General features: G+C 70.0%; 14 protein-coding genes and 1 tRNA gene. 6 read left to right on the top strand and 9 right to left on the bottom strand.

Going from position 1 to position 19,947, the window contains the following annotated elements:
* Positions 1–136: 136 nt before the first annotated feature.
* Complete coding sequence (locus STRBO_RS0127695) at positions 137–2,029, bottom strand: ABC transporter ATP-binding protein (RefSeq protein ID WP_005484478.1); 1,893 nt, start codon at positions 2,027–2,029, stop codon at positions 137–139.
* Between the two features lie 174 nt (positions 2,030–2,203).
* Between STRBO_RS0127695 and STRBO_RS0127700 the strand changes: the two genes are divergently transcribed.
* The 3 genes from STRBO_RS0127700 to STRBO_RS0127710 all read left to right on the top strand — a co-directional run bounded on the left by STRBO_RS0127700 (position 2,204) and on the right by STRBO_RS0127710 (position 6,986).
* Positions 2,204–3,166, top strand: coding sequence for a lysylphosphatidylglycerol synthase transmembrane domain-containing protein (locus STRBO_RS0127700; RefSeq protein ID WP_005484481.1), 963 nt, complete (start codon positions 2,204–2,206; stop codon positions 3,164–3,166).
* A gap of 322 nt (positions 3,167–3,488) precedes the next feature.
* Complete coding sequence (locus STRBO_RS0127705) at positions 3,489–4,571, top strand: mechanosensitive ion channel family protein (protein ID WP_005484483.1); 1,083 nt, start codon at positions 3,489–3,491, stop codon at positions 4,569–4,571.
* A gap of 195 nt (positions 4,572–4,766) precedes the next feature.
* Positions 4,767–6,986: an NADP-dependent isocitrate dehydrogenase gene (locus STRBO_RS0127710; protein ID WP_005484485.1), complete on the top strand. Its 2,220-nt coding sequence runs from the start codon at positions 4,767–4,769 to the stop codon at positions 6,984–6,986.
* A gap of 90 nt (positions 6,987–7,076) precedes the next feature.
* Here STRBO_RS0127710 and STRBO_RS0127715 read toward each other — a convergent pair whose 3' ends face one another.
* A complete protein-coding gene (locus tag STRBO_RS0127715) occupies positions 7,077–8,048 on the bottom strand; it encodes an alpha/beta hydrolase (RefSeq protein WP_020115173.1) in 972 nt (323 codons plus the stop codon).
* Positions 8,049–8,374: 326 nt separating this feature from the next.
* On the opposite strand from STRBO_RS0127715, the gene STRBO_RS0127720 reads away from it, so the two are divergent.
* Positions 8,375–8,794, top strand: a complete 420-nt coding sequence (locus tag STRBO_RS0127720) for a MarR family winged helix-turn-helix transcriptional regulator (RefSeq protein WP_005484489.1) — start codon at positions 8,375–8,377, stop codon at positions 8,792–8,794.
* 117 nt (positions 8,795–8,911) lie between these two features.
* Positions 8,912–9,913 (top strand): glycoside hydrolase family 43 protein, encoded by a 1,002-nt coding sequence (locus STRBO_RS0127725; RefSeq protein WP_202500454.1) that lies wholly within the window; start codon positions 8,912–8,914, stop codon positions 9,911–9,913.
* Between the two features lie 49 nt (positions 9,914–9,962).
* On the opposite strand, the gene STRBO_RS0127730 is transcribed toward STRBO_RS0127725, so the two are convergent.
* Complete coding sequence (locus STRBO_RS0127730; protein WP_005484492.1) at positions 9,963–10,508, bottom strand: peptidoglycan-binding domain-containing protein; 546 nt, start codon at positions 10,506–10,508, stop codon at positions 9,963–9,965.
* A gap of 269 nt (positions 10,509–10,777) precedes the next feature.
* Between STRBO_RS0127730 and STRBO_RS0127735 the strand changes: the two genes are divergently transcribed.
* A complete protein-coding gene (locus STRBO_RS0127735; RefSeq protein ID WP_005484493.1) occupies positions 10,778–11,869 on the top strand; it encodes a helix-turn-helix domain-containing protein in 1,092 nt (363 codons plus the stop codon).
* A gap of 142 nt (positions 11,870–12,011) precedes the next feature.
* On the opposite strand, the gene STRBO_RS0127740 is transcribed toward STRBO_RS0127735, so the two are convergent.
* The 6 genes from STRBO_RS0127740 to fxsA form a co-directional block, all read right to left on the bottom strand.
* Positions 12,012–12,085 (bottom strand) — tRNA-Pro (locus STRBO_RS0127740).
* 155 nt (positions 12,086–12,240) lie between these two features.
* Positions 12,241–12,369, bottom strand: a complete 129-nt coding sequence (locus STRBO_RS45545; RefSeq protein ID WP_005484495.1) for a hypothetical protein — start codon at positions 12,367–12,369, stop codon at positions 12,241–12,243.
* A gap of 363 nt (positions 12,370–12,732) precedes the next feature.
* A complete protein-coding gene (gene fxsT / locus STRBO_RS0127750; RefSeq protein WP_005484496.1) occupies positions 12,733–16,752 on the bottom strand; it encodes an FxSxx-COOH system tetratricopeptide repeat protein in 4,020 nt (1,339 codons plus the stop codon).
* Positions 16,742–18,079: a TIR-like protein FxsC gene (locus tag STRBO_RS0127755; protein WP_005484498.1), complete on the bottom strand. Its 1,338-nt coding sequence runs from the start codon at positions 18,077–18,079 to the stop codon at positions 16,742–16,744. The genes fxsT and STRBO_RS0127755 overlap by 11 nt, the downstream gene beginning before the upstream one ends.
* Positions 18,080–18,370: 291 nt before the next feature.
* A complete protein-coding gene (locus STRBO_RS0127760) occupies positions 18,371–19,651 on the bottom strand; it encodes an FxsB family cyclophane-forming radical SAM/SPASM peptide maturase (protein ID WP_167336832.1) in 1,281 nt (426 codons plus the stop codon).
* Complete coding sequence (gene fxsA, locus STRBO_RS0127765; RefSeq protein ID WP_005484502.1) at positions 19,648–19,830, bottom strand: FxSxx-COOH cyclophane-containing RiPP peptide; 183 nt, start codon at positions 19,828–19,830, stop codon at positions 19,648–19,650. The genes STRBO_RS0127760 and fxsA overlap by 4 nt, the downstream gene beginning before the upstream one ends.
* Between the last annotated feature and the right edge of the window lie 117 nt (positions 19,831–19,947).

The raw sequence follows: 19,947 nt of genomic DNA on the forward strand, positions 1-19,947 counted from the left end.
CACCCGGATCGCACCACGTCCCAGGAGGGTCCCAACGGCCGTTGCCCCGGCCGGGGGACGACGGAGTCCAAGCCGGTCGGCGCCGCCCATACGGCGACCGGCGTCGAGGGCTGAACCCCGGGGAACCGCGCCGGTCCTACACGGCGCCGACCGGTGCCTCCACCTCGGGCTCCGCCGTCTTCTCGAACTGCGTCCGGTACAGCTCCGCGTACCGTCCGTCCGCCGCCAGCAGTTCCTCGTGCCGGCCGCGTTCCACGATCCGGCCGGCCTCGACGACGAGGATCTGGTCGGCCGTCCGTACGGTCGACAGACGGTGGGCGATGACCACGGCCGTCCTCCCCTCCAGTGCCTCCGTGAGGGCCTCCTGGACCGCGGCCTCCGAGGTGTTGTCGAGGTGGGCGGTGGCCTCGTCGAGGATGACGACGCGCTGGCGGGCCAGGAGCAGCCGGGCGATCGTCATGCGCTGGCGTTCGCCGCCGGAGAGGCGGTAGCCGCGTTCGCCGACGACGGTGTCGAGGTCGTCGGGCAGGGCGCGGACGAGGTCGTCGAGGCGGGCCCGGCGCAGGACGTCCCACAGGTCGTCGTCCGTGGCGTCGGGGCGGGCCAGGAGCAGGTTGGCCCGCACGGTGTCGTGGAAGAGGTGACCGTCCTGGGTGACCATGCCGAGGGTGCCGCGCAGTGACGCCGTACTGAGGTCGCGCACGTCGACGCCGCCGACGCGGACGGCCCCCGCGTCCGTGTCGTACAGCCGGGGCAGCAGTTGGGCGACGGTCGACTTGCCGGCGCCGGAGGAGCCGACGAGGGCGACGGTCTGGCCGGGTTCGGCGCGGAAGGAGACGCCGTGCAGGACCTCGGTGCCGCCTCGGGTGTCGAGGGAGGCCACCTCCTCCAGGGAGGCGAGGGAGACCTTGTCGGCGGACGGGTAGCCGAAGCGGACGTCGTCGAACTCCACGGCGACCGGGCCTTCGGGCACCTCGCGGGCGTCCGGCTTCTCCTCGATGAGCGGCTTGAGGTCCAGTACCTCGAAGACGCGCTCGAAGCTCACCAGGGCGCTCATGATCTCCACGCGTGCCCCGGCCAGCGCGGTCAGGGGCGCGTACAGCCGGGTCAGCAGCAGTGCCAGGGACACGATCGCGCCCGCGTCCAGGGTGCCGCGCAGCGCGAACCAGCCGCCGAGGCCGTACACCAGGGCGAGCGCGAGGGCCGAGACGAGGGTGAGGGCGGTGATGAACGCCGACTGCGCCATCGCCGTACGGATGCCGATGTCCCGGACCCGGGCGGCGCGCTCGGCGAACTCGGCGGACTCGTCGTCCGGCCGTCCGAACAGTTTGACGAGGGTGGCGCCGGGCGCCGAGAAACGCTCGGTCATCCGGGTGCCCATCGCCGCGTTGAGGTCGGCCGCCTCCCGCTGGAGCCGGGCCATCCGGCGGCCCATGCGGCGGGCGGGGATCACGAAGACGGGCAGCAGGACGAGGGACAGGAGGGTGATCTGCCAGGAGAGCGTGAGCATGACGGCGAGGGTGAGCAGCAGGGTGACCACGTTGCTCACCACTCCGGACAGGGTGTTGCTGAAGGCCCGCTGTGCGCCGATGACGTCGTTGTTGAGACGACTGACGAGCGCTCCCGTACGAGTACGTGTGAAGAACGCGACCGGCATGCGCTGCACATGATCGAAGACAGCGGTCCGCAGATCGAGGATGAGTCCCTCGCCGAGCGTCGCGGACAGGCGGCGGCCGAGCAGTCCGAGCGCCGCTTCGGCGACCGCGATGAGCGCGATGAGCACGGCAAGGCGGACGACGCGTGCCTCGTCGCCGTCGGACACGATCACGTCCACGACGCTCCCCGCGAGCACCGGCGTCGCCACGGCGAGCAGCGCGGTCACGACACTGAGGGCGACGAACCACGCGATACGGCGACGATGTGGACGGGCGAAGGCGCCGATACGCCGTAGCGTCGCGCGGGCGAAGGGGCGGCTGTGCTGCCGGGCGGTCATCAGGCCCTGCAGCTGGGTCCAGGCGGTGGTCTCCATACTCATACGAAGGACGCTAGGACCTCGACCTAGCTTGAGGTCAAGCCTGGGTCGGCGTACGCCGGGGCGCGAGTGGGGACGGCGGACCCGGGCGCGGGGAAGTCCGCCGCCGGTCGACCGCCGTACGCGCGCCCGCAACCCCCGGTTGGCCGGGCACGGAGAACCTCTTCCGGTGTGACAGCGATACCACTCCCCCGACGCAATGCCGGGCGGGTCCCGGTACGGCGGATCCTCTGCCTGCTGCCCCTCGCCCTGGTGCTGGTGGTCGCCGTGCGGCACCGTGCCGTTCTCGTCGAGGGCCTCGCCCAGCTGGCGTCGGCACGCCGGCCCTGGCTGGCCGCGGCGGTCGGCGCGACCTGCCTGACCTGGGTGGCGGCGGCCGTGACCCGGCAGGGGGCGCTCGTCGAGCGGCTGCCGGCGGGGCGGTTGCTGGCCACCCAGTTCGCGGCGGGCGCGGCGAACCATCTGCTGCCGACCGGGCTGGGGGCGAGCGCGGTGAACCTGCGGTTCATGACGGTGTGCGGGGTGTCACTGCCGCGCTCCTCGGCGGCGCTGGCGCTGTATCTGCTCGCCGAGTCCGTCGCCCGCGTCGGCCTGCTGCTGGCCCTGCTGCTGGCGTTCCCCCGGGCGCTGCGGCTCGGCCCGCTCCTTCCTGCCGGTACGTCGACTCCCCTGCTGGTCACGGCAGTTGCCGTCGCGTGCGCCGCCGTGGCTGTGGTTCTGCTCGTACGACGCCTGCGCACGGCCGTGTTCGGCTTCGTGCGCACGGCGCTGGGCGAGGCCCGCGCGGTGCACACCCGGCCGGCGCGCGTCCTGGCGCTCTGGGGAGGTTCGCTCGCGTTCCCGGCCCTCCAGGCGGGCGTACTGGTCAGTGTGGGGCTGGCGTTGGGGCTTCGCGTGCCGGTGGCGCACATGGCACTCGCCTATCTCGCGGCCACGGTCGCGGTCGCCGTCGTACCGACTCCGGGCGGTCTCGGCACCGTGGAGGCCGCACTCGTGGTCGCCCTGGTCGCGGCCGGCGGCCCGCTCGCCGTGGCGACGGCGGTGGTGCTGACGTTCCGGGTCATCACGGTCTGGCTCCCCCTGCTGCCGGGCGCGCTGACGCTCGGCGCGCTGGTTCGGCTGAAGGTGATCTGACGGGGGGTGGGACGGGGGCGAGAGGCCGGATGTCGGCCGAGCCGGCCCGGGGAGCGGATGCGGGCGATCCCGGTACGGGAGGCGGCCGTACCACGGTGCACATCCGGACAATCCCGGGGACGCGGGGCCGGTCGTCGGCCGATCCGCGCAGGTCCGGTGCCGATCAGCCGTGGGGATGCGGCAGGATGAGCGGTCGCGCCCGACGGCGTACACGCGTCCGGGCAGGCGCTGATCGTGCATCTCGATTTCGAGCAGGTGGCAAGGTGACGACACATCACATACGGCTCTGGAGCCGCTCCCCGCGTCCCTCGGGAGGCGGCCGATGACCCGGGCCCTCACCCTCGACGACTACCTCGTGGCCGGAATCACCCTGGCCGCGGGCCTGTTGGCCGCGTTCCTGCTGCGGCTGCTGCTGCGCTGGCTCGGCGGTCACGCGACGAAGACCCGCTGGGGCGGTGACGACGTCATCGTCGACACACTGCGCTCCCTGGTCCCCTGGAGCGCGTTCGTCGGCGGCGCGGCGGCCGCGGCGGCGGTGCTGCCGCTGACCAAGACCGTGCAGCACAACGTGAACCAGTCCCTGACGGTGCTGTTCATCCTGGTCGCCACGATCACGTCGGCCCGGGTGATCGCCGGTCTGGTGCGCTCGCTCGCCCAGTCCCGGGCCGGGGTCGCGGGCTCGGTCACGATCTTCGTGAACATCACCCGCGTCACGGTCCTCGCGATCGGCTGCCTGGTCATCCTGCAGACCCTGGGCATACCGGTCGCCCCGCTGGTCACCGCACTGGGCGTCGGCGGTCTCGCGGTGGCCCTGGCCCTCCAGGACACCCTCGCCAACCTCTTCGCGGGCATCCACATCCTCGCCTCGAAGACGGTCCAGCCGGGTGACTACATCAAGCTGAGCAGCGGCGAGGAGGGCTATGTCGTCGACATCAACTGGCGGCAGACGACGATCAAGTCGCTCTCCAACAACCTGGTGATCATCCCCAACGGCCAGCTCGCCGGCACGAACATGACCAACTTCAACCAGCCCGAGCAGGACATGACCGTGCTCGTACAGGTGGGCGTCGGCTACGACAGCGACCTGGAGCATGTCGAGCAGGTCACCAACGAGGTCATCGCCGAGACCATGAAGGAGGTCGGCGGCGCGGTCCCCGACCACGAGCCCGCCGTCCGCTTCCACACCTTCGGCGACTCGCGCATCGGGATGACGGTGATCCTCGGGGTCGGGGAGTTCAGCGACCAGTACCGGATCAAGCACGAGTTCATCAAGCGCCTGCACAAGCGTTACCGCGCCGAGGGCATCAGCGTGCCGGTGCCGCGCCGGGCGATCACCCTGCAGACGGGCGGCGGCAGCGTGGAGATCCCCCACCAGCGGGAGTCCTCGATCGAGGTCGCCCCGTAGCCGCGCGCTTCCCCGCGCCCCTCTTCGAGGGCGCGGGGAGCGCGCGACCGGGGTCCGGGACGCAGCCCCGAGTCCTTGACGGGGGCGGGAAAGATCCGTGGTGAGCCCCCGCACACGCCGACCCCTGTCGAGTCCCTCCCCCGCACGAGATATCTTGATGTCGAGCAATGTTGCAGACGTGGAGCGGAGCACCCGGTGACTGACTCGACCATCATCTACACGCACACTGACGAGGCGCCCGCCCTGGCGACCCACTCGTTCCTGCCCGTGATCAAGGCGTACGCCTCGCAGGCCGGCGTCTCCGTCGAGACCCGTGACATCTCGCTGGCCGGGCGCATCATCGCCGTCTTCCCGGAGTACCTGGAGGAGGGGCAGCGCATCCCCGACGCCCTCTCCGAGCTGGGCGAACTGGCGAAGACGCCCGCGGCGAACATCATCAAGCTGCCGAACGTCTCGGCGTCGATCCCCCAGCTCAAGGCCGCCGTCGCGGAGCTGCAGAGCCAGGGCTACGCGCTGCCGGACTACCCGGACGACCCGAAGTCCGACGAGGAGCGTGAGATCCGCGCCCGTTACGACAAGATCAAGGGTTCCGCCGTGAACCCGGTCCTGCGTGAGGGCAACTCCGACCGCCGCGCCCCCGCCTCGGTCAAGAACTACGCCAAGAACCACCCGCACCGCATGGGCGCCTGGTCCGCCGACTCCAAGACGAACGTCGCGACCATGGGCGAGAACGACTTCCGCTCCACCGAGAAGTCCGCGGTGATCTCGGAGGCCGGTTCGCTGCGGATCGAGCTGGTCGGCGACGACGGCTCCACCACCGTGCTGCGCGAGTCCGTACCCGTCCTGGCCGGCGAGGTCGTCGACGCCTCGGTGATGCGCGTGGCGGCGCTCCGCGAGTTCCTGACCGCGCAGGTCGCGCGTGCCAAGGCCGAGGGCGTGCTGTTCTCCGTGCACCTCAAGGCCACGATGATGAAGGTCTCCGACCCGATCGTCTTCGGTCACGTGGTGCGCGCGTTCTTCCCGAAGACCTTCGCGAAGTACGGCGAGACGCTGGCCGCGGCCGGCCTCTCCCCCAACGACGGTCTGGGCGGCATCCACAAGGGCCTGGAGGCCCTGCCGGAGGGCGCCGAGATCAGGGCCTCCTTCGACGCCGAGCTGGCCGAGGGCCCGGCGCTGGCGATGGTCGACTCCGACAAGGGCATCACCAACCTGCACGTGCCGTCCGACGTCATCGTCGACGCCTCCATGCCGGCCATGATCCGCACCTCCGGCCACATGTGGGGCCCCGACGGCCAGGAGGCCGACACCCTCGCGGTGCTCCCGGACTCCTCGTACTCCGGCGTCTACCAGGTCGTCGTCGACGACTGCCGCGCCAACGGCGCCTACGACCCGTCGACCATGGGCTCGGTCCCGAACGTCGGCCTCATGGCGCAGAAGGCCGAGGAGTACGGCTCCCACGACAAGACCTTCGAGATCCCGGTCACCGGCACGGTCCGCCTCGTCGACCGGGCCGGCGACGTGGTGATCGAGCAGGCGGTCTCCGCCGGTGACATCTTCCGTGCCTGCCAGACCAAGGACGACCCGATCCGCGACTGGGTGAAGCTGGCCGTCACCCGTGCCCGCGCCACCGGCGACCCGGCGGTGTTCTGGCTGGACGCCACCCGCGCGCACGACGCCAACCTGATCGCCAAGGTCGAGCAGTACCTGCCGGAGCACGACACCGAGGGCCTGGACATCCGGATCCTCGCCCCGGTCGAGGCCACCAAGCTGTCGGTGGAGCGCATCCGCCGCGGCGAGGACACGATCTCGGTGACCGGCAACGTGCTGCGTGACTACCTCACCGACCTGTTCCCGATCCTGGAGCTGGGCACCAGCGCCAAGATGCTGTCGGTCGTCCCGCTGATGGCGGGCGGCGGCCTCTTCGAGACGGGCGCCGGCGGCTCCGCCCCGAAGCACGTCCAGCAGCTGGTCAAGGAGAACTACCTGCGCTGGGACTCCCTGGGCGAGTTCTTCGCCCTGGTCCCGTCCCTGGAGCAGTACGCCGAGGTCACCGGCAACACCCGCGCCAAGGTCCTCGCCGACACCCTCGACCGCGCCACGGCGACCTTCCTCAACGAGGACAAGTCCCCCTCGCGCCGCGTCGGCGGCATCGACAACCGCGGCAGCCACTTCTACCTGTCCCTGTACTGGGCCCAGGAGCTGGCCGCGCAGACCGACGACGCCGACCTGGCCAAGGCCTTCGCCCCGCTCGCCGAGACCCTCACGGCGAACGAGCGGAAGATCGTCGACGAGCTGATCGCCGTCCAGGGCAAGCCGGCCGACATCGGCGGCTACTACCAGCCCGACCCGGCCAAGGCCGCCGCGGTCATGCGCCCGTCGGCCACGTGGAACGAGGCGCTGGCGAACTTCGCCTGAGCCCACGCCCTCGCCCAGACCCACGCATGAGCCGACCCCGGCCGGGATCAGTCCCGGCCGGGGTCGGCCGTTCTCCCCCGGGTCCCGCGATCAGCCCGTGCCGAGGGCCGTGCGCAGGGTGGCGATCGCCTGGGCGATGGCGGCCTCGGCGGCGTGGGTGCCGCGCAGGGCGTTGAGCATGACGAAGTCGTGGATGATGCCCTGGTAGCGGACGGCGGTGACGGGGACACCGGCCTCGCGCAGCTTGTTGGCGTACGCCTCGCCCTCGTCGCGCAGCACGTCGGCCTCGCCGGTGATGACCAGCGCCGGCGGCAGACCGGTCAGCTGCTCCTTTGTGGCGCGCAACGGGGACGCCGTGATCTCCGCCCGCTGCCGCTCGTCGGTCGTGTACTGGTCCCAAAACCACTGCATCGCGTCGCGGCGCAGGAAGTAGCCCTCGGCGAACTGGTGGTAGGAGCCGGTGTCGAAGGAGGCGTCGGTCACCGGGTAGAAGAGGACCTGCTGGACGAGGGGGACATCGCCCCGCTCTTTGGCCATCAGGGTCAGGGCGGCGGTCATGTTGCCGCCCACGGAGTCACCGGCCACGGCGATGCGCCCGGCGTCCAGCCGGTGGCCGGCGCCCTCGGTGACGATCCAGCGGGCCACCGCGTAGTTCTGCTCGACGGCCACCGGGTAGCGGGCCTCGGGCGAGAGGTCGTACTCGGGGAACACGACCGCGGCGTTCGCGCCGACGGCCAGCTCGCGCACCAGCCGGTCGTGCGTGTGGGCGTTGCCGAACACCCAGCCGGCGCCGTGGATGTAGAGGATCACCGCAAGGGTGCCGGTGGCACCGGCCGGCCGGATAAGGCGTGCGCGCACCCGCCCGGTGGGGCCGCCGGACACAGTGACCCACTCCTCGTCGACAGCCGGCTTGTCGATCTCTCCGGACTGCACCTCGTCGACCGTCTTACGGCCCTCCACCGGGCCGAGGTCGAACAGGTACGGCGGGTTCGCGGTCGCCTCCGCGAAATCGGCGGCGGCGGGCTCCAGGACCGGGCGGGGGCCGGGGGCGGTGTCGGACATGGCGGTCTCCTCGCGTGGGGTGCCACGGGCAGGCTCGGCCGGCGCGGTTCGCCGGGTGCCGGCGGCACACCACAAACGTATCGCACGACTAGGTCGTACACAACTAAGTCGTGCACGATACAGTCGGGGAGACTTGAAGGTAGGGTGGGTGATCGTCATACAGAGCGCAGGGGCGGAGGAGCGACACCGTGAGCACAGTCGGCGACATCGCGGACACGACCGGACCTGCCCAGGACCCAGGCCTGGACTCGGCACCGGCCCCGGCACCGGCTCGGACACCGGCTCCGGCTCCGGCTCCGGCTCCGGCTCCGGCTCCGGGGCACGGCATGCTCCTGGACGACCAGCTCTGTTTCGCGCTGTACGCCGCCTCCCGCGCGGTCACGGCCCGCTACCGGCCACTGCTCGACGAGCTGGGGCTGACCTATCCCCAGTACCTGGTCATGCTCGTGCTCTGGGAACAGGACTCGATCTCCGTACGCGACCTGGGTGCCGCGCTCCAGTTGGAGTCCAGCACCCTCTCCCCGCTCCTGAAGCGCCTGGAGGCCGGTGGTCTGCTGCGCCGCGAGCGCCGTAGGGACGACGAGCGCTCCGTCGCCATCCGCCTCACCGAGGCCGGCGCCCGGCTCCAGGAGCGGGCCCGGACCGTCCCCGTGAACATCGGCGAGGCCATGGGACTCACCCCCGAACAGCACACCCTGACCAAGCAGTTGCTGCGGCTGCTCACGGTCAACGTCGGCCGGGAGTGACCGGCGAGGTCGACGTCCGTCGCTGACTATCCTGCGACCGTGACCGACACCGAACCGATACGGCCCCCCGACGAGCGGCCTCACGACGAGCGGCTTCACGACGAGCGGCTGCCGGGCATGCGCCTTCCCGACATGCCGCTGCACGATCCGTTCGTGGTCGCCGACGAGGCCACCCGCACCTACCACCTGTACACGTCCAACGACCCGGCCGCCTCGGGCGTGGACGGCACCGGCACTATGGTCTACCGCAGCACCGACCTGCGGGACTGGACACGTCCCGTCGTGGTCTTCCGGACCGACGAGCAGCCGGGGATCTGGGCGACGGAGGGTGGGTGGGCGCCGGAGGTCCACGCATGGGACGGCAGGTACTACCTGTTCACCACGCTGCACGACGAGGGCAGGCCGCTCCCGGTGCCGGCCGCCGGCCGGTGGGGCACGCCCTTCCAGCTGCCCCACCACATGCGCGGCACGGTCACGGCCGTGTCCGACTCGCTGCTGGGCCCGTTCACCGTCGTCGACCCCGGCCGGCCCACCCCGCCCGCGAACCTGATGACCCTGGACGGCACCCTGTACGTCGACCCGTCCGGTCAGCCCTGGATGGTGTACGCGCACGAGTGGCTGCAGACCGTCGACGGCACCATGGAGGCGATCCGGCTGGCCCCGGACCTGACCCGCACGATCGGCGACCCGGTCCTGCTGTTCAAGGCCTCCGACGCGTCCTGGCTCACCGAGCAGATCCCCGCCGGGGTCCCCCACCAGCTCGCGCCCTACATCACCGACGGCCCCCAGCCGTACCGGACGCCCGACGGCTCCCTGTTGATGCTGTGGTCCACGTACGAGAAGAACCTGGCCGGCGACGACGGCACCGTCAGCGGCGGCTATGTGCAGACCTACGCGGTCTCGCGCTCCGGCGGCCTCGCGGGCCCGTGGGACCAACGGCGGCCCCTGGTGCGGGAGGACAGCGGCCACGGCATGCTGTTCCGCACCTTCGACGGCGGGCTGATGATGATCCTCCACCGCCCCTTCGAGAACGCCCGCGGCAAGCTCTACGAGATGCGCCTCGACGGTCACGAACTGACCGTGCTGCGGCGCCGCGACGACCTCGACGGCGGCGGGTGAGCCCCCGACCGAGGCCGTGGAGCCGCGGTCGGGGGCCGTGGGACATGGATCAGGTGCAGGTCAGGTAGTTGTAGCCGGCGAGCCGGCTGTTGCCGTCGCCGTCGGGGAAGGTGTAGTTGCCGTCCGCGTTGCGGCTGAGGTTGAAGTCGCGCACGATCCCGTCGTAGCGGAGGTTCGCGGTCTGGCCGTCGGCGGTGCTGCCGGACACGAAGTACAGCCACTTGTCCATGTGCCCGAAGGTCTCCTGGCCGACCGAACCGTCGACGCCGAGGGCGAAGTACCTCTGGAGGTCCTCGGTCGCGGCCTTGGTCCCCGAGCCGAACTTGCCGTCGATGTCCGAGGCTGAGTCCAGGAAGCCGTCCGCCCAGAGGATCTTCTGCCAGAGGCAGGTGGCGTTGGAGTTGGTGTGGGTGCCGGTCGACAGGACGCCCTCGTTGCCCCAGTCGTCGACGTAGGAGTCGCCACCGTAGACGTAGGCGAGCCCGCTGTACGTCCCGCTCGCGACGGCCGGCGTGGTGGCCAGCGCGAGGGTGGCCGCGGCCACGGCACCGACCGTGCAGGCGGCCAGCTTGAATCGTGTCGTGCGCAGGCTCATGGGAGTCCTCTCTTCGAGCCATCGGGCCGGTGCCCGGTGAGCACCGCAGACACTGGCAACGAGGACCCGTCCCGGCAAGGAAGACCGCAGGTCATGGGAGAGTGAGACGCCAACCCCTCAACTGCCTGCGGATTTGCCGGGGTTGTGGGACGCCCGTGGGACATCGATGCGGTGCGCACGGAACGCGCACACGGTGAACACGAGATGCGCACGGGGTGGAATTGGTCTAGGGTCCCCGTCTCCGAACGACCGATTGCTAGGGGTTACTTGTGCGAGCCGGCGCCGATCCCGAGAGATTCGCGGCCTTCCTGCGGTCGTTGAAGGAGCGGTCGGGCCTCAGTTACGAGGCGCTCGCCCCGCGGACGGGCAGCAGCAGGTCCACTCTCCATCGCTACTGCTCCGGTTCGTACGTCCCGCCGGACTACGGCCCCGTACACCGGTTCGCCTCGGCCTGCGGAGCCTCCCCGAGCGAGCTGCGAGAGCTGCACCGGCTGTGGGCCGTGGCCGACATGAGCCGGGCGGGCGACGAGAGGACCGGGAGCGCCGAGGTGGACGCGAGCGCTTCGAAGACCGAGGAACGGGCCGGGCCGGGGCCCGACGAGGCGGCGCCCCCGTCGGTGGCCGCGGCGGAGGCCGCGCCGTCAGCATCCGTGGCGCGCCGCCACCGGCTCCGGCGTGCGCTCCCGATCCTCGGCGTGTGCTTCCTGCTGCTGACGGCCGGCGGGACCTGGCTGACCCTGGCGTCCCGTCAGGAGGCCGCCGCCGAGGTCCCGGGCGACGGACGGCTGCTGTTCTCCCCCGCGTGCGCGGAACCGGTCGGCATGGGGCAGCACGATGCCTGCGTCAAGGAGGTGCAGCGGCTGCTCGCCGAGGCCGGCGCGGACATCGACGTGGACAGCTCCTTCGGTCCGCAGACCCTCCGCCGGGTCACCGCGTTCCAGGTGCTCCACGGTCTCGACGCGGACGGGATGGTCGGCGCGCAGACCAAGAAAGCGCTCTACGACCCGAAGGAACGCATCCGGAGCTGGTCACCGCGGAAGGTGAGGCAACACATCCGCCAGGTGTTCACCGAGGAGCCCGGCCACGCCGTCGCGATCGCCGACTGCCAGTCCTTCCTCGACCCGCTCCACATCCTGCCGAACACCAACGGCAGCCGGAACTGGGGCGTCTTCCAGATCTCCGACACCCGGCTGCGCGAACTCGGCGGGACCCCGCGCGAGGCCCTGCAACCGGAGTGGAACATCCAGGCCGCCCATCGCCTGTACAAGCGCGCGGGGAACTTCGACGACTGGCCTCACTGCGAGCGCGCGTATGTCAACTCCCGCACCCCCGAACCGAGTTCCTCGCCAACCCGGTCGTGACTGCGGGCCGGACTCGCGCGGCCCCGCCCGCCTCGGGGCGCCGGTGTGATCCCCCACCGTGATCCCCCGCCGACACCCCAGAATGATCAAAGGCCGGTTTCGGATGCCTCCGAAACCGGCCCTGAACTGCGACTGTCTCCAGTCGGGACGACAGGATTTGAACCTGCGACCCCTTGACCCCCAGTCAAGTGCGCTACCAAGCTGCGCCACGTCCCGCCGTGCCGTCCACGATGCCGCCTGTGAACACGCAGGTAAACCCTACCCTACGTACCCCTGACGTCCAGCTCGGACAAGCCCCGCGACGCCCCGAGCAGCGGGCAGCGTCCGCACGTGGGCCCGAACCTGGCGGCGCCGGACTGGCGTTTGGCGGATCAGGGGTCGTAGGCGACCTTGAGGGAGTCGGACTGCTCGATGGAGCCGTCCCTCTCGATCACGGCCAGGCTCGCCGGGGCCGGCCCCACCGACTCGGTACGCATCGAACCCCCGAGGACGCCCGCCATCAGCTCCTCGAAGAGGCGGACACCCGTCTCCCGTACGGGGGGCGTCGTACCAACGGTCGAAGACCCGTCGCAGCCAGTCGGCGTACGGCGCGCCGTCCGGCCGGGCCGACTCCCCGTGGCATGTCGCGGAGCTCGGTGCGCGGCAGGAGCACCCGGACGTCGTCAGCCGCGCGCCGCCCGCCGAGGCCACAGATGCGCCAGGAGTCGCGCGCAGCGCGAAGGGCGGGCGAGAGCCCCGGCGCCCGTTAGGCGGGGGCGAGGCGGTCCGACGCACCGCCTCGACATTGAGTTGCCCAACCGTCGGAGTCCCGCAGACCCTCTGGTCTGCGGGACTCCGGTGGCACTGCGTTCGCAAGAGTCGTGTCAGGTGACGGGCGGCTCGATGTCCGCGTCGATGGGCTGCCAGCGAGTGACTGCCCGGGTCATGGGATGGTCACCGCCGAGTTCGCCGCTCTTGCGAGCGCTCCGTTCGGCTTCCTGGTGCAGCCGTTCGGCCTCGTCGGGATCGTCCCGACGCAGTTCGGTCGCGAGGTTCGAGGTCGCGGCGATGGTGAGGTAGTGATCGGGACCGAGCACCTCTGTGAACCCCTCGTACGCCTCTCGTCCCAACGCGACGGCCTGTGCGTGGTCACCGTTCTCGGACAGGTCCGTTGCGTGATTCAGCATGCACGTGAGGGTGTAGGGGTGGCGCGGCACGAGGAGTCGGCGAAAACGCTCGAGGGTGCTCCTCGACAGTTCGAGCGCGGCTTCCGGCTCACCGGTCAGCCGACGCAGCACAGCCAGGTTGGTGCCGCTCGCGAGGGTGAAGACATGGTCCGGGCCGAACCGGCGCTTGTAACGCTCCAGGGTCTCCTCGGCGAGTTCCCGGCCCCGGACGGCCTCACCCCGGTCGTAGAGGTCCGCGCACAGGTTCGTCGCGATGGCGAGGGTGTCGGGGTGATTGGGCTCCAGCTCCTTCAACGCCTGTTCGTAGGTCTCACTCGTTAGCTTGTACGCCGCTTCGTAGTCGCCGCGCCGACGGTACAGAACCGCTACCCCGAGAGAAGCGCGGAACGTGACGATGTGGTCGGCCCCCAGGGCCCGTCGACTGCGCTTGAGTGTGTCCTCGGCGAGCTTCAGCGCTTCCCGGAAGAACCCGGCGGCCCGCAGGTCGCGGGCGAAGTTGTTGGCGGAGTTGAGTGTGGCCCGCTCATCCGGCCCGGAGATCTCCCGGCGCTGTTTGAGGATCTCCCTGTTGGTGTCGCGCGCGGCCTTCCGGTCACCGGACAGAAACTCGGACACGGCGAGGTTGTTGGCGGCGGAGAGCGTGCGTGAATGGTTCTCACCGAAGACCCGCCGAGTACGTCGCAGGGTCTCCCGGTCGCTCTCCATGGCCTCGGCGTACCGGCCGACACTACGCAGGTCGGAGCCGAGACTCATGGCCGCGCCCAGGGTGTAGGGGTGGTCCTCGCCCAGGATCCGGCTGCCCCGCTCGTAGACGTCACGCGTCACTTCGTACGCCTCGGGGAGGCGACCCTGGTCACGCAGTGCGTTGCCGAGTTCGGTGCGCAGCCTCAGGACGAGCGCGTCGTCCTCACCGAAGTGGGGCTGCCAGCTCTGGAGCACCCGTTCGGCCGTCCTGTTGGCGGTGTCGGCGTCGCCGCTGCGCCACAGGTACCGGACCGTGTCGCAGATCCAGTTCCGCACCGGGAGGTGGTCGCTCTCCTCCGCCCGGGTGGGCCACAGGTGCGGAAGGAGTGCGGCATAGCGCCGCCAGCTGTCGGACTCGTCGGGGACCTTGGGATTGGCCTGACCGAGAACGGCATGCGCCCGTTGCCGCATGCCGGTCTGTTCCTCGGGCGTGAGCTGGTCCCGGAGCACACGCTGGATCAGACGGTGCAATGTCAGCGTGTCCGTCCGCTGATCGACCTGGGCCAGTCCGTTGCGGACGATCTCTCCGTAGAGCCGGCTCATCAGCAGTGGGTCGGACAGACTCGGGTCGTGCTGTTCGAGCAGTTCGAGGGAGGGCCGACTGCTGAGCATGTCTCGCGGGATCGGGTCGGGCCCGAAGAACGCGCACAGTTGGAGCAGTGCGGCGGCGGCCGGCGTACGGGATTTCAGCCGATCGAGTGACCAGCTTGCCGCTGCCGACGTCGGGTAGTCGGGGGCGGACTGGTTGCGCAGGATGTCGGTCATCTGAGTACGGAGCATCTCCACATAGGTGTCCACGGGCATCGCCGACTCCTGCAACGAAGCGGCGGCGAGGCTCACGGCCAGTGGGAAATCCCCGAGTTCCTCAGCGACCCGGGCCGCGTCCGCGGGCTCCAGGTCCGGGTTGTAGCGGCGCAACAGCGCAACGCTCTCCTCACGAGTGAAGAGATCGACCTCGATGCGTTCGGCACGCTCGGCCCAGGCAGGGTTTCGCGAGGTGATGAGGATGTGATGACCGGGCCCACTGTCCGGAATCAGACCGCCGAGATCGGCCGGCTTCTCGGCGTTGTCGTACACGAGTAGCCAGCGCGCGTGGGGGGTGCCGCGACGCAGCTTGTCCAGAACCTCGTTGCATATGGCCGTCAAGTCCTTGCCACCGAGGGGCACACCGAGATGCCCGGCCAGCCTGTTCAGGTCCTGGCGGATCTGCGTCGGCTCGGCCGCGTTGATCCACCAGACGAGATCGTAGTCCGATTCGAAGCGGTAGGCGTACTCGAGCGCGACCTGTGTCTTGCCCACGCCGCCGAGGCCGTACAGCGCCTGGGGCAGCACGGCGGTGGTGCCGGAGAGCAAGCTGTCGCGCAGTCGTTCGATCAGTGTTCGACGGCCGGTGAAGACGGCGTTGCGCTGCGGTCGCCCCCCGATGGCCTGCGGTGGAGTACCGGGGAGTCGAGCGGCTGCGGCCAGGCCGGTGGCCGCCGGACGCGACCCCGGCTCGACCGTGCCGACACGGTCGACGGTGGTCAGCAGGCGGGCCACGGCCTCCTCGGCGGAGACACCCGCAAGGCTGACCGCCGAAAGGGGGGCGAACTCGGCCGGGGGTGGTGAGTCATCGACACGGAGGGGCACGACCATGCCTATCTGGCCGGACGGATCCCTGCGGCTGGTGCGCTGCCGGATCTCCCGGGCCTGGGGCAGGGCTGTGTACTGCGGGGAGAGCAGCAGCACCATGCGCCCCTCACCCGCGAGGGTGCGTTCCAGCCACGTCGGCGTCTCTTGCGGGGCGGCCGCGAGGTCCTCGACCTCGATCGGGGCGAGCGTCGCCTCGTACCCGGCCGCCCGCAGCACGGTGACGGTCCAGTCCGCCCAGAGCCGGTCGGGGGCGGCGTAGCTGACGTAGAAGTCCTTGCGGATGATCGGGGAGGACCGTTCGTACTCCGCGCGCAGCGTCTGCCGGTAGCGCTCGGGCATATTGCTCAGCTGGGTCACCCTGTTGTCCGTGAGCCGGGCGGTCAGCCGTTCGAACGCAGCGAGCAGGGTGCCGTCCTGCCGTCGCTCGCCGACGGTCGCGGGTATCTCCTCGTACGCGTAACTGGGCTTGTACGGGATCTCGACACTGCTCCAGTACTGGTCCTGCTCCTCGGTCGGTACCCAGTCCAGGAAGGGGGCGAACAGGTTTCGGGCCTGGTAGCGGCCGGCCTCAAGACGGTCGCGGCCCGCGTCCTCGACGCGCATGGGGACGGGAACGATGCGGATGTCGCGTCGCTGGGTGTCGGCGATCCGACGGATCGATCGGGCGACGTGGGCTGCGCCGTTGACGCCTTGCCGGCTGAGCGTGAAGCAGTCCACGACGATGTCCGGCATGACGACCGTGCAGATGCTCGCGGTGTCACTGAGACCGGTCCGGCTGTCGATCAGTACGTAGTCGTATCGCGCGGCCATGTCGTCGCGGAGCGCGGTGAGGAAGTCGGCTCCGCCCATGCGGTAGAAGGTGCCCCAGTCGAAGGTGCTGACGGTGACCGCGTACGTGTCGGGGTCCTGTACGCCGGCCGGCAGCAGGTCCAGTTTGCCGCCCGGCGGCAGCCGTAGTTCCGTGCCGACGGCATACCGGTCGACCCGAGCCAGCTCCCGGGGATCGGGCTCGTCCCGGAGGCCGCCTCCGCCGGGCCGGGACGGGCCGGACACTCCTGCGGCGTCCACGCCGGATCCCACGCGCGGCACCACCGCGTGCCGGGCGAAGTTCTTGACCATCTCGATGACGCCGGCACTCTCGGTGAGTTCGGGGTCGGCCAGCAGCGGCTGGAGGTAGGTGTGCAGTCCGGGAGCCTCCAGGTCCCAGTCGACCACCAGGACCCGCAGACCGTTGCTGGCGAGGATCCAGGCGGTGTTGACCAGCGCCATGGTGCGACCTGTACCACCCTTGAAGGAGTAGAAGGTGATGATGGTGCCCCGGCCGCGGTCGTCATGGGTCATCTTCCTGCTCCTTCTCAAACGGTGTCTGGTGGGAGGAGAGGCGGGCAGCGATCGGGGGTGCGAGCCCGGTACGGCTGCGCGGGGTGGCCACGGTGGTCAGAACGGGGAGTGAGGGTGACGTGGTCCGAGGCGTCTCCAAAGAGTTGATCTTCAGGATCTCCAGAAAAGAGACGAGCTGGTTCTGCGCCTTCGCGATGACGGCGTGGAGAACGGCCTCGAACCGATCCGAACCGATGCCCGATTGCAGGAGCGGCAGGGGATCCCCGGCTCCCCTGGCCCAGTTGAACGGAAGGGCGCCCCGGACCGCCTCCCAGTAGGCCTTGCCCCGGGGGCCGTCACCCGCCTCGTCCGGATCACACGGCACTATGGCCGCGGAGCCCGGATGATTGCTGCGGTCGTAGGCACGCAGGGCCCGTTCGAACGGCTCGTCCGCCGCGGCCGAGGCCTCCACCAGGAGGACCGCGACCTGCCCCTGCCCACGGGCCTCGTCCAGGGCGGCGCCCAGCACGTCCGAGACGATCTCGGTTCGTACCGTGAAGCCACGCTCCTCCAGCAGACTGCTCGCCCTTTCGACCAGTGGCTGAGGGGATTCGGCGTGGTACGGGTTCCAGTCGGTCGGGCTCTGCCCGTGACAGCCCGGGTCGGTCGCCTTCCTGTGGGCGTTCACCGAGGTCCGGGCGGCGACGAACAGCAGGGCCCTGCTGCCCGGTTCCGCCCGTTCGGTGGCGGACGGGAAGGGGCCGGCGGATCCCGGTCCGCTGATGTCCAGGTCGTTGACGGGCCGTATGCGGAAGTGCTCTGCGGCGACGAGGATCTGGTGCGCGATGTGATTGACGATGCGGCGGTACTCGTCGCCGCCCGGGTCCGAGGCCAGAATGCGCCGCAGACCCGACTGCGCGTAGTTCTCGCCCAGATCGAGGTTGTCGTACTGAATGTGGGCCGCGCCCGGGGGGATGTTCTGAACCGGTTCCCACAGAACGGGGATGAGTGCCTTCGCGTCCACACCCGTCACTGCTCTGTGGCTGCGCTGCCGGTCCTCGAACGCCTTCCACTCGCGACCGCAGAAGTCGCTGCGGAAGTAGTCGGGGGTGTACAGGGCCAGCATGGTCCGACAGTGCCCCAGGGCTTCGCCCAGGGCCGCGTTCCAGTCCTGCCCCACTTGAATCGACTGAACGTCGAGAAACGGACGGTCGAAAGGGACCGCATCGCTCTTGTGTAATCGCCGTAGTTCTTGGCGTAATTCCGCGCACAGGTCGTCGTAGAACCGCTTGACGAGGACCCGGGGGCCGCGCCTGCGCGCATAACTCAGGAAGAAGTACGGTTCCAAGGAGCCCCCGACGCGCGTTCGCGGGGTCCCTGTCGTGGGGTGGATGGGTTCTCGCGCCTCGGGAGGTGACCGACACCGGCGGAAGTGCGCGCGGTTCGGCTGCTTCCCACACCTCCTCACCCCCCAACCGGTACCCCTCAGCCTTAGCCTTGGTTGAGTCGTGCCGAGACAGACGACAATACCGCCGCCCGGCCCGACGGGCCCCTCTCCGGAGGGCCCGAAAGCATGCTTCCCCCGATCCTCGCGTCCAACGCCCGTTGAGACAGCCTGTTCACAATGCGCTGCGTGGCGTCACCCCGTGCGCCCCGAGTCACGCTCCGGCTCGCGGACGACAGGCGGGCGTTCCACGGGCGCCTCCACCGCCTCGACGAGAGGTGCCATCCCCGCGCGGATCCTGGAACGGACGTGGGTGATGAAGGCCGACAGGTCGTAGCAGTAGACGGACGGAGTGTCGAAGCCCGTCACGGGATGATGACGGTGGGCGTAGAGCCCCCCGCCACAGACACGGGCCAAAGCGCAGTCGCGGCAGACCTGGCCGAGACCGCGCAGCCCCGACTGTCTGCGTCGTACCGTCTCGTTCGCCAACGCGTCCGAGAAGGAGTGCCGGAAGACGTCCAGACCGGTCTCGGGCGCCCCTTCGCCGACGACCTTCAGCGAGTCGGACTGCTCCATCGTCCCGTCAGCCTCCACCACCACGAGATCCACGGGTGCGAGCCCGAAGGTCTCGGCGTTCACGGCACCGCCGAGCAGACCGGACATGACCTCCTCGAACATCCGGACCCGGGTCTCCTTGTGAGGCGCGTCGAACCAGCGGTCGAACGCGGCAATGAGCCAATCGGCGTAGGGCGTCGGCTCGTCCGGTGGAACGACGACCGGTGGCCGCGCCGGCGGTAGGTCGCGGTGGCTCAGGCCGGCCGGCGGACTCACCCAAGTGCCGTGCGGCAAAAGGAAGTCCACCCGGGGAGCCTCGAATTCCAACAGAGCCTCGTACGTTTCCACGGGATCATTGGCCAGGTCCACGGTGCACAGCAGACCGACGAACAGCTCCCTGTGACGGGGGCTGTTCAGCAGGCGCAGCGCGGCGGCGACACGCGCATGGCTCGGGCGGCCGTTCACGAACCGTCGGTGCCGGTCGTGTGCGGCGGAGGAACCGTCCAGGCTGACTGCCACGCCGACCGCGTGGCGGCGCAGCAGTGTGAGGGTCTCCTCGTCGAGGAGGGTGCCGTTCGACTGCATCGAGCAGCGCACCTCGACCACCGTGGACAGGCGTTCACCCATGGCGGTGAGCAGTTCTCCCAGGTGTCTCTTGCCGACGAGCAGGGGTTCTCCCCCGTGCAGAATGATCCGCACCATGGGGATGCCGTGCTCACGGACGTGTTCGGCTATGCGGTCGGCGGCCTGACGCATGGTGTCGAGGGTCATCACCGCCGGACGTCTGCGCCAACTCTGGTCCGCCGCAAAATACACATAGCAGTAGTCGCACGACAAATTGCATAAGCTATGTATTTTGAGCAGAAATTGCCGAAAGGGTACTGTTGGCGTTCCCTCCGACTCGCACCCCGCCGTCGTCACAGCGCGCTTTCGAAGACGACGTCTGTCGTCTTCGACGACTTGTCTCGCTCCTGGAGATGGCGTCGCACGGCATGACCCAACACCGTGTCCATGCCCGCCACCAGCCGCAGCTGGCCGGGCGACAAAGTCGAGATGTCGACCAGTTGCGTGCCGTTGTGGCTGTTCTGAGGCGCGTCCATGCCTTGCTGCCTCCCTGAGAGCCGATGGGCGCGGAAAGTGCGCCCCGCCCGGATACATTCCCTGTTCATGCTCTGTCAGTGCTGTTCCCACGTCCACACGACAGTTGACGTCGATCG

The sequence above is a fragment of the Streptomyces bottropensis ATCC 25435 genome (assembly GCF_000383595.1).
GTDB classification, from domain to species: domain Bacteria; phylum Actinomycetota; class Actinomycetes; order Streptomycetales; family Streptomycetaceae; genus Streptomyces; species Streptomyces bottropensis.

Bases quoted from the DNA above. Each gene is read 5' to 3' on its own strand.
- STRBO_RS0127695 (WP_005484478.1), bottom strand. From the start codon at position 2,029: ATGGAGACCACCGCCTGGACCCAGCTGCAGGGCCTGATGACCGCCCGG.
- STRBO_RS0127705 (WP_005484483.1), top strand. From the start codon at position 3,489: ATGACCCGGGCCCTCACCCTCGACGACTACCTCGTGGCCGGAATCACC.
- STRBO_RS0127715 (WP_020115173.1), bottom strand. From the start codon at position 8,048: ATGTCCGACACCGCCCCCGGCCCCCGCCCGGTCCTGGAGCCCGCCGCC.
- STRBO_RS0127720 (WP_005484489.1), top strand. From the start codon at position 8,375: ATGCTCCTGGACGACCAGCTCTGTTTCGCGCTGTACGCCGCCTCCCGC.
- STRBO_RS0127725 (WP_202500454.1), top strand. From the start codon at position 8,912: ATGCGCCTTCCCGACATGCCGCTGCACGATCCGTTCGTGGTCGCCGAC.
- STRBO_RS0127730 (WP_005484492.1), bottom strand. From the start codon at position 10,508: ATGAGCCTGCGCACGACACGATTCAAGCTGGCCGCCTGCACGGTCGGT.
- STRBO_RS45545 (WP_005484495.1), bottom strand. From the start codon at position 12,369: ATGGCGGGCGTCCTCGGGGGTTCGATGCGTACCGAGTCGGTGGGGCCG.
- fxsT (WP_005484496.1), bottom strand. From the start codon at position 16,752: ATGACCCATGACGACCGCGGCCGGGGCACCATCATCACCTTCTACTCC.
- fxsA (WP_005484502.1), bottom strand. From the start codon at position 19,830: ATGGACGCGCCTCAGAACAGCCACAACGGCACGCAACTGGTCGACATC.